The sequence below is a fragment of the Butyrivibrio sp. AC2005 genome (genome assembly GCF_000424145.1).
Lineage (GTDB): Bacteria > Bacillota > Clostridia > Lachnospirales > Lachnospiraceae > Butyrivibrio.
The window spans coordinates 129,317-142,692 of sequence record NZ_AUJI01000009.1 but is presented as its reverse complement, the minus strand read 5'-3'; the positions used below and the strand labels follow the sequence as shown (position 1 = coordinate 142,692).

8 protein-coding genes are annotated in these 13,376 nt (G+C 42.0%); 1 reads left to right on the top strand and 7 read right to left on the bottom strand.

Features of this window, described 5'->3' with window-relative positions; all coding sequences use genetic code 11:
• Nucleotides 1-2 precede the first annotated feature (2 nt).
• Both G602_RS0100575 and G602_RS0100570 read right to left on the bottom strand, forming a co-directional pair.
• Nucleotides 3-1,007, bottom strand: coding sequence for an ABC transporter permease (locus G602_RS0100575; protein WP_026657141.1), 1,005 nt, complete (start codon nt 1,005-1,007; stop codon nt 3-5).
• 152 nt (nt 1,008-1,159) lie between these two features.
• On the bottom strand, nt 1,160-3,139 hold the full coding sequence (locus tag G602_RS0100570; RefSeq protein WP_026657140.1) for an ABC transporter substrate-binding protein: 1,980 nt from the start codon (nt 3,137-3,139) through the stop codon (nt 1,160-1,162).
• Nucleotides 3,140-3,476: 337 nt separating this feature from the next.
• On the opposite strand from G602_RS0100570, the gene G602_RS28435 reads away from it, so the two are divergent.
• Nucleotides 3,477-4,727, top strand: a complete 1,251-nt coding sequence (locus tag G602_RS28435; RefSeq protein WP_026657139.1) for an AraC family transcriptional regulator — start codon at nt 3,477-3,479, stop codon at nt 4,725-4,727.
• 130 nt (nt 4,728-4,857) lie between these two features.
• On the opposite strand, the gene pap is transcribed toward G602_RS28435, so the two are convergent.
• The 5 genes from pap to G602_RS24650 all read right to left on the bottom strand — a co-directional run bounded on the left by pap (nt 4,858) and on the right by G602_RS24650 (nt 13,344).
• On the bottom strand, nt 4,858-6,333 hold the full coding sequence (gene pap / locus G602_RS0100560; protein WP_026657138.1) for a polyphosphate:AMP phosphotransferase: 1,476 nt from the start codon (nt 6,331-6,333) through the stop codon (nt 4,858-4,860).
• Nucleotides 6,334-6,437: 104 nt separating this feature from the next.
• A complete protein-coding gene (locus G602_RS0100555; protein ID WP_026657136.1) occupies nt 6,438-7,820 on the bottom strand; it encodes a uracil-xanthine permease family protein in 1,383 nt (460 codons plus the stop codon).
• Nucleotides 7,821-7,956: 136 nt separating this feature from the next.
• On the bottom strand, nt 7,957-9,327 hold the full coding sequence (locus G602_RS0100550) for a sodium-dependent transporter (RefSeq protein WP_334290796.1): 1,371 nt from the start codon (nt 9,325-9,327) through the stop codon (nt 7,957-7,959).
• 34 nt (nt 9,328-9,361) lie between these two features.
• Entirely contained in the window at nt 9,362-11,371 is a 2,010-nt protein-coding gene (locus G602_RS0100545; protein ID WP_026657134.1) for a glycoside hydrolase family 31 protein, read from the bottom strand.
• Nucleotides 11,372-11,394: 23 nt separating this feature from the next.
• A complete protein-coding gene (locus G602_RS24650) occupies nt 11,395-13,344 on the bottom strand; it encodes a beta-L-arabinofuranosidase domain-containing protein (protein WP_196808554.1) in 1,950 nt (649 codons plus the stop codon).
• Nucleotides 13,345-13,376: the final 32 nt, after the last annotated feature.

Below are 13,376 nucleotides of genomic sequence, written 5' to 3'. Positions count from 1 at the left end.
CCTTAATCCTGCTGATTAGCCTTAACTCGAGGATCAATAACACCATAGAGGAGTTCGACCGCAAGGTTGGCAATAAGTACCATGATTGTAATGATGAGTGTACAAGCTGAAAGCAGCGGATAGTCCTGACCATTTACAGCTGAAAGAAGTGTCATTCCAAGTCCGGGATATGAGAAAATCATCTCTGCAACAAGAGCACCACCCATCATGGTTCCGAGTGAAAGTGCAAGACCTGTGATCTGAGGAAGCATAGCGTTTCTGAACACATAGCCTACAATCTTTCTATCCTTGATTCCAAGGAATCTTGAGTATTTAACGTAGTCCGCATTTAACTCATATATTGACATTGAACGCATACCGATTGCCTGTCCGCCGATTGTAATAAGAACGATTGACCAGAAAGGAAGCTGGTAATGCGCGATTATCGATTTCATGAAAGTCCAGCTCATAGATGGAATAAGATCATATCCGTAACCACCTGATGAAGGAGCAATCTTAAGCTTGATAGCAAACAGATAAAGAAGAACTGTTGCCATACCAAATGCCGGAATGTTTCCTATAAAAAGGAATACAGGAAGGATTACCTTATCAAAAGCACCTTTGATATAAGCGGCAATCGCACCGAGAATGTTTCCGAGAATCCATCCAACAATAATTGCAGGAAGCTGTAAGCAAACTGTCCACCATACAGCATTTGCGATTATATCGGAAACAGGTCTGGGATACTGGCTGAAGGAAACACCGAAGTCACCCTTTAATGCATTTCCAAGCCACATGAAAAACTGTTTGTACATCGGCTCATTGATACCGAATTTTGTAGCATAATCATTTAAAACCTTCTGGATAGCCGTTGAATCCGTCATACCGCTTACTGCCTTTGATGCTATAGCGGAAACAGGATTTCCGGGCATCAGGCGCGGCAGAATGAAATTGAGGATTACGGCGAATATGAGTGTCAGAAAATACCAGAATAATTTCTGACCATAGTATTTTTTATACCCTTTCAATTGAAGAAACCTCCCTTCTGCTAACTTACGCCGGTAAATAGTTGTGTTTTTCACCAAAAAATCGGCGATTTTTGGTAAAAAAAGGGCTGCCGAAAGCGTTTTTGCCACTAACGGCAGCCCCAGTTTTCAGTCAGATATTTAATTCATATGAATTACTCAACAAGCTCAAGCTCGTAAAGTGCTGCAATACCATAACCATCTGTGCAGTCTGTCGGAGGAATATTTCTTCCATCATCAGCTGCAGGGAAGTTTGTCCATACAGATTCGTTTACAGCATAGAACAGCTGAGGACGATACATAAGAGCAACTGCAGGGCACTCTTCAAGGAGTATTCTTGAAAGCTCTGTATAGTACTCTTTAAGTTTAGCTTCGTCAGTCTCTGTAGGAATAGCCTCAAGGATAGCTTCAGCGTCATCATTCATATAATGTCCGAAGTTACCACTCCAGTTAGATGCAAGCTTTGCATACTCTTCTGAGAAGTAGAACATTCCCTTTGAGTAAGGGTTCATAACACCTGCACCGGGAGCTGACCACATGCAAATATCGAAGTTGCAGGTTGTCATGTCATCGTAGAATGAAGAAGCCTCAGGGAAGTATGTCTGGATATCGATACCAATCTTCTCACCGGCTGCTGCTACGATTTCCATTGAAGCGTTCCAGTCTGACCATCCTGAAGGGCACTCAGCCTTGAAGGAAAGGTTCTTACCATTGTACTCACGGATTCCGTCTCCATCGCCATCAACGATACCTGCATCGTCAAGGAGCTTGTTAGCGCCGTCTACATCTGCGTTCTCCCACTGAAGATCTGCAATAGCATCAAAGTCTACATACTTTCTCTCACCTGCTGTAGGTCCAACAATAGATCTCGGATACTCGTCAAATGTAGGTGACTGACCTGACATAGCTGATGCAATAATCTGCTCATAGTCAACTGCCATAGCAATTGCACGACGAACTTCCTTCTGATCAAGGCCTTCTCTCTCTACGTTGAAGAACATTGAAGGAATAGCTTCGCACTGTCCGTAAGGAGCTTCATCAAGCCATGTTGAAATCGGAAGCTGATCCTCTAACCAAAGGTTCTGTACATCTGTGATGAACTGCTGGCAGACATCAACTTCGCCCTGTGAAAGAGCAACCTGTCCTGCTGCATTGTCCTTATAAATTGTATGAGCGATGTACTTCGGAACAGGAAGCTTGCCCCACATTGAATCAGCCTGTCCCCAATAGTTGTCATCTCTCTGAAGTACAGCCTTCTGATCGTTAGAGATGTAAGGAGCATAAGGGCCTGTATGAGCCATATCTTCCATTGTATCCTGCTTAACCTTATCAGCATCCTCGCCGTTTCTCTCTTCTACAGTCTGCAGATAAGCCTTCTGCATCATGTACATTGTATTAAGCATTGATGTAACTTTAAGAGGGTTAATAGCCTTACCGCCTTCAACCTTAGCCTTGATTAGAACTGTTGCATCATCAACAGCTTCTACAGCATCAACATAGGTTGAGAAATCTGAACCCTGTGAAGACTGATACTTAACATGTGTATCATAAGTATATGCAACATCCTCTGCTGTGAATGCAGTACCATCGCTCCACTTAGCATCAGCATTAAGCTTTACAGTAAGCTCTGTGTTATCGTCATTCCAGCTATACTCTGTACCAAGAAGAGGATAGAGCTCGCCGTCAAGAGGATTGAACATGAACAATGTCTCATATACAAGTTCACGTGCAACATCATTTGCGGAAAGTGCAAGACCGTTGTTTGAGTTAGCTGACATAGGGTTCCAGTCATTGATTGTTCCCCACTGCTGACCAGCCTCATAAAGAGTCTCGTTTCTGGGTGTTGACTCACCGTCTGCAGAAGCTTCTTCCGTTGTCTCTTCAGCAGCTTCCTCAGTTGTTTCCTCGGTTGTCTCCTCGGTTGTCTCCTCGGTTGTCTCTTCGGTTGTCTCTTCAGCTGTGTCTTCTGTTTTCTCCTCTGCTGCAGGAGCTTCTGTAGAAGCCTCTTCTGTAGCTGCCGGAGTCTCAGTTGTTGTTGTGCCACCGTTGTTTCCGCCGCCACATCCTGCAAGCATGGAAAGTGATAATGCGGATACACACAGAAGTGACATAACCTTCTGTAAGTTCTTCTTCATAACTTACCTCCCTTTCATTTTTGTTGTGAGCTATATGCTCATAAGTTGATAATAGAATTTTAATAAAATGTTCATAATTGTTTATATCAAAAATTCCACATCCATAAAAAAATTTCCGCTTTTGTTCATTATTCACATTTAATCGAAATTTAACTAGCTGCTTATGGGCATATTTCACATACAAAACTTGCGCATATAACAAATATTGCTCAATTAATTTGTATTTTCGCACATTATAATGTAGAATTTACCTTGGTAATTTGATAAGCAAAATTACTACATTAATATGAAGTTTGGGAGCGTTGTAATCGTTTTGAGGGGACAAGGAAGACACTTTATGCAGACAAATACTTCTTTGGTTAAATGGAGACTGGAGAGTTATTATCAGGAGAAAAAAGTACCCATATGGTTCTTTGATCAGAATCTGGAAGTAGCATATACCAATTTTTCCACTGCTGCTATCCTGAACCTTTTTGAGTGCGTGCGCCCTCTTGCGAGGAACTTTATGCTTGCACATTCCATAGAAGGTTATCATCTCAATCTGGATAATCCCTACGTAATGTATTTTGAATTTTCATATACTATAGGAAAGCACAGCACCTACACTATGGTTGTTGGTCCTGTGCTCACTGTTAATCCTACAGAAACAATATGGCCGGAGCTTGGCTTTTCGGGCAATCTGTTCGCAGAGCAAAAGCGTGTCCTTTCACGCGCCCTTCCGGTTATGGACGTTGAAGATTTCAAGCTTGAGATAACCAACTTCCTCAAACAGGTTATTGATGTAATTCCACCCACTTTTGAATCAGACAATATTTCTGCTGTAATAAACAAATACTCTTCCGAAGAAGATTCCTATGAAATTCTGTCATCCGAAGATGATGTATTTAATTCCGACGAGATTTCCGAGCTTTGCAGACTGGAAGATTTTTTCCAGGTTTATATCACAAACGGTAACACCTATCAGCTATATTCCATGTTCAAGGACGAGCATACCATGGGCATCCTGTTCCCCAACAAGGCATCTGTTCAGAGCAGTAAGGTCAGAGCTTCCGAGCTACTTACTCTTGCAAGAGTTGCCTCACATGAAAGCGGAAATGACAGCATATCCAGCTACAGCAGATATCAGAAATATTCCACAAAGCTGATTGATGCCAAAAACTACGAGACAATTGCCAAAATCGTTGAAAAATGTGCTATTGAATTTGCACGTAACTCTCATGACATGAGCAAATATACCAACGATTCGTATTCACCTATGACAAACAAATGCATACAGCGTATTATCGAGCGCCTGCCCGATAGGATAAGCTTAGATGAGCTGGCAAAAGAGCTGCATATCTCAGCAAAATACTTATCAGCACTGTTTAATAAAGAAACCGGTTCATCAATTACAGATTTCATGCAGGATCTAAGGGTAAACGAAGCCAAGCACCTTCTCACAAATACAGAGCTTTCATATCTTGAGATCAGTACCTTATTAAACTTCAGCTCACAGAGCTACTTCAATTGTATATTTAAGAAAAAGACAGATCTTACGCCCAAGGAATTCAGAGAACGGGCCATGCAGAAAAACGTTATGAGTAACTAAAGTACGCCCCTGCATAGTATATATGGAAGTTTCAATCTCGTTGTACTTCGTACATAATCGATTGAAATTTCACATATACTATGCAGGGGCAATAAAGTATACAGGGCGGATGAGGGGAATGCCTTCCCCTCTATTTTAATGCCTTCTTCATCTCTTCTATCACAATCCTGAGTGCCTTAATTCTCGCATACTTTTTATCCACCGATTCAAGCACATGCCAAGGTGCAAAGGTTGTACTGGTCTTAGCGATCATTTCATCTATCGCACTTTCATAAAGATCCCACTTCTCTCTGTTTCGCCAGTCCTCATCCGTTATCTTCCACTGTTTTTCAGCAGTATTCTGTCTGTCGGTAAATCTGGCAAGCTGGGTATCCTTATCTATCTGCACCCAGAACTTAATTATAACTGCACCCCAGTCATGGAGTTCTTTTTCAAATTCATTTATCTCGTTGTAAGCTCTCTGCCAGTCATTCTCAGAGCAGAATCCCTCAAGCCTCTCAACCATAACGCGTCCATACCAGGTTCTGTCAAAAATAGTGATATGTCCTGTCTTGGGAAGTCTTGTCCAGAATCTCCAGAGATAGTGCCTTGCCTTCTCATGAGGCTCAGGGCTCGCAATGGGCTCAACAACATAGTCCCTTGGATCCAAAGCTGCTGTAATTCTTTTTATATTTCCTCCTTTACCTGCTGCATCCCAGCCTTCATAAGCAATAATTACAGGAAGCTTTTTTCTGTAGGCCTTATTTCCAAGCTCCTTGAGCTCCTTTTGCAGTTTCTTAAGCTCAAGCTTATATTCCTCATCCGTAAGAAACTTATCGTTAAGCGGAATATCAGAGAGTTTCTGCACCTTCTCCATAGGGAAAGTATTCTGAAGTATTGGCACATTCAGTGCGTGGTTCTTCAAAGCAATGTCTATACCCTGATTAAGAAACTGCAAAACCTGAAGCTCAGCATATTTCCTATCAGTTGCATCTATAATATACCAGGGTGTTCTTGACTGATTTGTGTCGTTAAGATACTTGTCATACACCTCCTGAATCTCATCATAGTGCTTATTCTGCTTTATATCCTCATCAGTTACACGCCAACGCGTATTCTTGTTATCAAGAAGCTTTCCCATGCGCTCCTTCTGTTCTTTTTGGGATATATTCATGAAAAACTTCACAACAAGGTAGCCATTGTCACACAGCTGCCTCTCCATCACATTGATGGAATGCACTCTCGTAGCATAGGTCTCATCATCCATCTCACCTTTGAGAACACCATCAACAATTTCCTCCATCCAACAGGTATCAAAGAACTGGAATTTTCCTGCCTCCGGGATCTCCCTGATATATCTATATAAGAAGGGATACCTCTTTTCCTCATTGCTGGGCTCTCTGTCCAAAGTTGCCACCTTGAAAAATCTGGGATCGATATTTCTTATTACCTTTCCTATAACTGCACCTTTTCCTGCGGCATTCCATCCCTCAAACAGCACCATTACAGGAAGCCCCGCTTCCTTTATTTTCATCTGAAAAGCATTTAATTTTGCTCTCTCTTCTTTTAGCTTTGCTCTTAACTCTTCCTCTTCCGGAATATCAGTTACCACGAAATCTCTAAGCATATGTAACCCCCTATAATAGTGAAAAAATAAGCGCCATATATGGTAATCATACCACACACAGCGCTCACTATATCTTGTTTAGAAAAGTTTAATATTTCGTACTATCAAGCTCCCTTTTCAAGGTTGTTGAAGCTTACTCCTCTGTTTATATCGCCCTTATAATTCTCACCGAAGTTGTAGTCATTTCCGGGAAGAACAGCATTAAGTGCGATTCCGAAAATAGCTGCAAGAGCAAGTGAAGTGAGAGTAATCGAAGTTCCTGCAACTTCAAAGGTAAGTCCGCCTGAGAAGCCAAGCCCCGTTACCAGGATAACTGCAGCCACAATAAGATTTCTTGACTTTGTAAAGTCAACCTTGTTCTCAACCACGTTTCTGATACCGATTGCTGAGATCATTCCGTAAAGGACAAAGCTTATACCACCAATAATAGCTGTGGGCATTGTTCCGATAACATCGGTAATCTTCGGAATGAAGCTGATTACTATAGCATAAACTGCTGCAAGTCTTACAACCTTGGGATCATACACCTTAGAGAGCTCAAGAACACCTGTGTTCTCACCGTAAGTTGTATTAGCAGGACCACCGAAGAGACCTGCAAGTGCTGTAGCGAGACCGTCACCCCAGAGAGTTCTGTGGAGACCAGGATCTTCAAGGAAATTGTTGCCTGTTGTAGCAGAGATAGCTGAGATATCACCTACATGCTCCATCATAGTAGCAAGTGCGATAGGAGCCATAACCAGAATTGCTGAAATGTCAAACTTAGCAATCACGAACGGCGGAAGACCAACCCAGCTTGCAGAAGCAATCGGTGCAAAATCAAGAATCGCACTTCCGTCAACATTAGTCATGCCTGCAAGGTGCATAACGAGCGCACATACATAGGATATTACAACCCCCATAAGAATAGGAATAATCTTCCACATTCCTTTGCCCCATATATTGAAAGCGATTACTATAGCAAGCGCTATTATAGCAAGGACAGGATTAACTGCTGCATTACTGACTGCTGAAGGTGCAAGTGATAATCCGATGCAGATAATGATCGGGCCTGTAACTACCGGAGGAAGGAAATGCATTACCTTCTTAACACCTACAAGCTTAATGAATAATGAAAGTACCAGATAAAGAAGACCTGCAACTACAATTCCACCGCATGCATAAGGAAGTTTTTCTCCGTATGACATATCTGCAAATTTACCTGTGTTAAGCTCGGCTACTGTTGCAAAACCTCCAAGAAATGCAAATGAAGACCCCAGGAATGCAGGAACCTTAAATTTGGCAAACAGATGAAACAACAGTGTACCAACTCCCGCAAAAAACAATGTTACCTGAACCGACAGGCCTTCGCCATGAAAATAGCTGTTAACCAGTATCGGAACAAGAATGGTTGCACCAAACATTGCAAACATGTGCTGAAGACCAAGAATCATCATTCTTTTCTTCCCCAGCTTGGACGCATCATAAATAGCTTTTCCTTTTTCTCCCATTTTCTACTCCTCCGTTATGAATACATTTACACACAAAAAGGCTCCCGGGGTTAACCGGAAGCCCTATCAATTATATCATGCACTTTCTTACAGATAAAGAAAAATCAAAACATATCGATTGTATTTTTTTAATTCCTTAAAAACTGATAAGTCCAAACACCTGCGCTACTGAGCTGAACAGAATTATAATTACGAACAGTGGACACAGGAACCTTATCATGAATCTGAATATTCCTCTTCTTCTGAAGGGATGTCCGTTCAGCATAACCTCTTCTTCTACCTTTTCAATACCCATATGATTTGTAACAAGCATGCATGTAGCAAATGCTGCTATAGGCATCATTACAGAATTGGTAAGGAAGTCAAAGAAATCCAGGAACTGCATCTTAAATATAGTTATATTTGCAAGCGGTCCGTTTCCAAGAGAAGATAAGCTTCCCAGAATAAGCATTATCAATACCATTACGCCTGTTGCCTTTCCCCTGCTGCAGCCTGTTTCATCCGTAAGTGTTGAAACCGCACTCTCAGTAAGAGCAATAGCGCTTGTAACAGCTGCAAAAAGAACGAGGGCAAAGAATAATATTCCGATTATCCTTCCAAGTCCCATGCTGGCAAATATCTTGGGCATTGTGATGAACATAAGTGAAGGTCCCGCATTCAAGGTATCAGGATCTCCGCCTGAAAATGAAAATACTGCCGGGATTATCATAAGGCTTGCAAGGATAGCTATGCCTGTATCGAAAAACTCAACGTTTCTTGTAGAATCCTCAATACTTACATCCTCTTTCACATATGAACCGAATGTAATCAGAATACCCATTGCTATTGACAGTGAGTAGAACATCTGCCCCATAGCTGAAACTACTGTCATCCATGAGAAATGCTTCATATCCGGAACAAGCATGTACTTCACACCCTTAAGTGCTCCGGGTCTTGAAACGGAATAAATACATATGATAACTGCCAAAACCAAAAGCACAGGCATCATAATCTTAGATACGCGTTCAATACCATTTTCTACTCCCATGATAATAACCACAACTACCAGGAGCATGAAAATAATAAACCAAAGCTCTGCCTTAGAGCCGTCCGTGATGAAATCAACAAAGAAACTATCACCTGCAATGTTCTGCACATCATTTGTTATATATTCGTACAGATATTTACATACCCATCCACCAATAACAGAATAATACGGCACAATCAGCATAGGTATAATAGCGTTAATCCAACCACCGATCTGCATCTGTCCATTTTTTCCGAGCTCTCTGAATGCTCCTACAGGACTCTTCTTAGTAGTACGTCCTATGGCAGTCTCAGCAATAATCATGGTGTATCCGAAGGTCAGTGCAAGAATAATATAGACAAGAAGGAATATTCCTCCGCCATATTTCGCGCACAGATACGGAAATCTCCAAATGTTACCAAGTCCTACCGATGCACCTGCTGCCGCAAGCACATAGCCGATTTTCCCCGAAAAGGAACTGCGATTTTCTTCTTCCAAAATAATAAACCTCCCAAAAATAGTACAGCTTATTATATCAGAAATTTATTTGTATGCCATTCCCAATCTTTTCACTATCGGCTCTGACAAATACCGGAAGTCTCTCTATCGGCGCATCAGCCATAATTTCAATGCCTCCCTGATACTTTTCCCCTGTAAATGCCTCTATCCAGTCGCAGCCTTCCGGAAGGTATACCTTCCTTTTTGTTTCTCCTTTGTGACACACCGGAGCAACAAGAATATCACCTCCGTACATATACTCATCAGTGATACTCCATGCTCTCTCATCATTAGGGAATTCGAAGAAAAGAGTTCTCATTACAGGATATCCTTTCTCTGATGCCTCATCCATTACAGAACGGGTGTAATCCCGAAGCTTTTCCCTGATTTCTATGAAATGCTTCATTATTTCATAATTCTCTTCTCCGTAACTCCAGATTTCATTCTCAGCACCGGTCCACTCACGAACTTCGCCCGCCTTATTTATAATTTCTGTATGAGGATCCCTGTTACCATGTATTCTCATTACCGGACAAAAGCATCCATACTGGAACCATCTGATCAGGAGCTCTTTAAACTCATCACTTCGGATATCGCCTCCATGGAATCCTCCAATATCCGTTGTCCACCAGGGAATACCTGCTATTCCCATCTGAAGTCCTGCAATTATCTGCTTTCTGAAATCCTCCCAGGTCGACATTATATCGCCTGACCACACAAGTGCACCGTAGCGCTGACTTCCTACCCAGGCGCATCTTATGAGATTTACTATCTTTTCCTGACCAAGTGAGCGCTGTCCTTCATAGAAAGCTCGTGCATATTCTCTGGGATATATGTTTCCTGTCTGCAGAACAGAACCGGAATTATAATGATAGTTTTCATAGTCATATCCGGTAAACTCAGGCTCCGCCTCATCCAGCCAGAAGGTCTTCACCCCGAGTTCTGCATAGTTTTTCCTGCATTTATTCCAGATATACTCCCTCGCCCTCTTATTTGTAGCATCAAAAAATACATTATTCCCATGGAAAATCATCTGAACATCAACACCGGAGCCAATTTTCACAAGAAGCCCCTGTTGCTTCATTTCTTCATAGTTCTCACTTCTCCAGTCAACCTGAGGCCAGATTGAGACCATGCACTCTATTCCCATGTCATTTAACTCTTTTATCATAGCCTTTGGATCAGGAAAATACTCAGGGTCAAATCTCCAGTCTCCGCACCTTGGCCAGTGATAATAGTCAATAACAATAACATCAATATGGACGCCTCTCTTATGATACTCCCTCGCTATATCAAGAACCTGTTCCTGATTATAATAACGAAGTTTACACTGCCAGAAGCCAAGTCCATACTCCGGCATTCTGGGCGCACGTCCGGATACCTCTGTATAATTTCCCATGATATCAGCAGGCGTATCACCGGCAGTAATCCAATAATCCAGTTGCCTTGTCTCCTCTGCCACCCACTCGGTGGTATTGTATCCAAAGTGAACTTCACCTATGGCAGGATTGTGCCACAAAAAGCCATAGCCCTTGTCAGATAATACAAAAGGAACGCTTGCCTGAGAATTCCTGTGAGCAAGTTCAAGATTACAGCCCTTTAAATCCATAATCTCCTGCTGATACTGCCCCATTCCGAAGAGCTTCTCCTTCGGATCTGCAATAAAGCTTGCCTTAAGCCTGAAAACATCACCCTTAAGATGCTTGTAATACCTGGCTTTATTGGCCAAAGCACCTCCGTTTGATATTTCTTCAAGAAGAACTTTTCCTGAATCAGTCTCCACAAATGATATCTGGAGCGCATTTCCCCAGGGCTGAACATAGCATTTTGCTGTGATCTTCCCATTAACTATTAAAGCTCTCCTGTCATCAATTGTGATATCACAGTTTCTCTTCTCCTGTTCCAGAAGCGCCGGGCTATAATCACTTATTCCTCCGAGAAAAACCGACCTTACCCGGAAGCTGTCCCTGCCCCAGGCTTCAATTTTCAGTGTCTCTCCATTTTCCCTAAATAATAATGATCCGTTTTCGATTGAAAAGAACTGCATATCCTCATCCTCTTATCGCTAAATCAAGCCTTGAACTTCCAGTAAATACCATAGCTCTCACTGTACTGATTATAATGTGTTGTAAAGTTAAGATTCCTATCTGTGCCTGCAAGATCAAATTCCATCTCGCCTTCCCTCTTCACAAGATACTTATCTATATTCTCAATAAAATCCTGAACTGATTTCTCTTTAGTAACAAGAACTTCATCTGACTCTACAGCTTTTTCTGCAGCAACCACAACAGCGATTCCGTGTCCTTTTGTCTTCATCTTAGCTACTCCAAGTCGTGCAGAGAGTACATATGGTCCATACATGAAAGCATAGGTGTCAGCTCCATCCTGAAGATTATGGCAGGTAATTCCCATAGGAAGCTTCAAGAAAATGTTGCAGCCATTCTTAACAGTCTTCTTTGGAATTATATAAAAACCATCTTGTTCCTCAGGAGAAATCTCATCTTCTCCCACCTTAATCTCAGGCTCTCCCATTACCCAGGTTGGTTTTCTCAAAAGGAGATCCTTTTCAACTTCCTTCCCTGCCACAGGTTTAACACATATTTTCACTTCATCCGACTTTGTAAAATCAGCATCTATGGAAATACTGAAGTCCTCTGTACAGTACTCAGAAGCCAGATACAGCGCAATAATTATCTCGTCTTCTCTGCCAAAATATATACCGTCCTGGAGCTTTGTAAAGTTCTCATAGCCCGTTCCTGTACAGCACCAGAAATTCCCGTCAAGTGTGTTAAACACCTTCTGAAAACCTGTCGCCATAGGTTGAAAATAAGTTGAAAATCCCGTCTCATGATTCTGGGATGCCATAATGGCATTTACAAGCGTCCTCTCCGCATAATCAAGATATTTCTTTTTCCCTGTCACCGCAAAAAGCCTTCTTGAAAACTTCAGCATATTATAAGTGTTGCAGGTTTCGTTATTTACGTTAGTTCTCTCAGCATCCAGGATATTGTCTTCACCGAAGTGCTCATCCTCACTGTTTCCACCGGTAACATAGGTGTGCTTTGATAACACCATATCCCAGAAGCTCTCTGCATACTCCAGATATTTGACCTCGTTTTTATCGGTCTCATATCGCGCAAGGGCTCCGATGAACTTGGGAATAGTAGTATTTGCATGAAAATTGTTTAAGGTATTTTTCTCTCCTGCGAGTACTTTTTCAAAAAGCTCAGTTTCATCAAATCTGTGAGCAGCTTCCTTTATCTTCTCAAATTCAGGATGATACAAGCTGCTGCCACTTTTCTTCAAGCATTCATTAATCTGATAGAGTTCGTAAAGACAGTCATTCATTCCGCCATACTCTATAGAAAGAACTGTTTTATTAACCTCCTCTGACCAGGAAAGTGCCCTGTCTGCAATCCACATCCCAAGAGAATTTGCCACATCAAGTCCAAGCTCCTTCCCCGCAAGCTTAAATGATGCGTTTAAACCTGAAAGAATCTTGTGCATTGTGTACCACGGTACCCACGCCTCTTCAAAGGGCTGGCTAAGCCCCTTCTCCACATTATCAAACTGAAGAACCGGATTATCTCTGAATGCTTTTGAAGGAAATGCTGCTCCGAATATAAAGCCTTCTTCGTCTGTTCCTTTTGTAAGTTCCTGACACTCCTTCAGTGCAGAAAGCATATAGTCCAATCTGTCTAAAACACTTTTCTTATCCTCTTCAGAGAGCGCAGGGCTGGCAACAGCCTGCGCCAAAGCAGTGATGTAATGCCCAAGAGTATGCCCTCCGATGAGACCATCCTCCCAGTCTCCTCCATAACGTCTTTTTCCCTTCATTAGGCTGACCAGTTCCTCTTCGCTCTTACCCGCAAGAAGTCCTGCCGTCTCCCTGAACCCTGCAAGAAGCCTGTCAGCATCAAGCAGAAGCATATTCTTAATTTCGATGCAAAGCGCCTCGTCGTAGTACTTGTCAGTAACCTTTACAGCTGACAATTCAGCTGCCCTATAGCATTTTTTCATAATATTAAAAACCTTTCTTATTTTATTTCCCC

What these genes read in the sequence shown, in the direction of transcription:
- G602_RS24650 (WP_196808554.1), bottom strand. Translation starts at nt 13,344, where the DNA reads ATGAAAAAATGCTATAGGGCAGCTGAATTGTCAGCTGTAAAGGTTACT.
- G602_RS0100555 (WP_026657136.1), bottom strand. Translation starts at nt 7,820, where the DNA reads ATGGGAGAAAAAGGAAAAGCTATTTATGATGCGTCCAAGCTGGGGAAG.
- pap (WP_026657138.1), bottom strand. Translation starts at nt 6,333, where the DNA reads ATGCTTAGAGATTTCGTGGTAACTGATATTCCGGAAGAGGAAGAGTTA.
- G602_RS0100545 (WP_026657134.1), bottom strand. Translation starts at nt 11,371, where the DNA reads ATGCAGTTCTTTTCAATCGAAAACGGATCATTATTATTTAGGGAAAAT.
- G602_RS0100570 (WP_026657140.1), bottom strand. Translation starts at nt 3,139, where the DNA reads ATGAAGAAGAACTTACAGAAGGTTATGTCACTTCTGTGTGTATCCGCA.
- G602_RS28435 (WP_026657139.1), top strand. Translation starts at nt 3,477, where the DNA reads ATGCAGACAAATACTTCTTTGGTTAAATGGAGACTGGAGAGTTATTAT.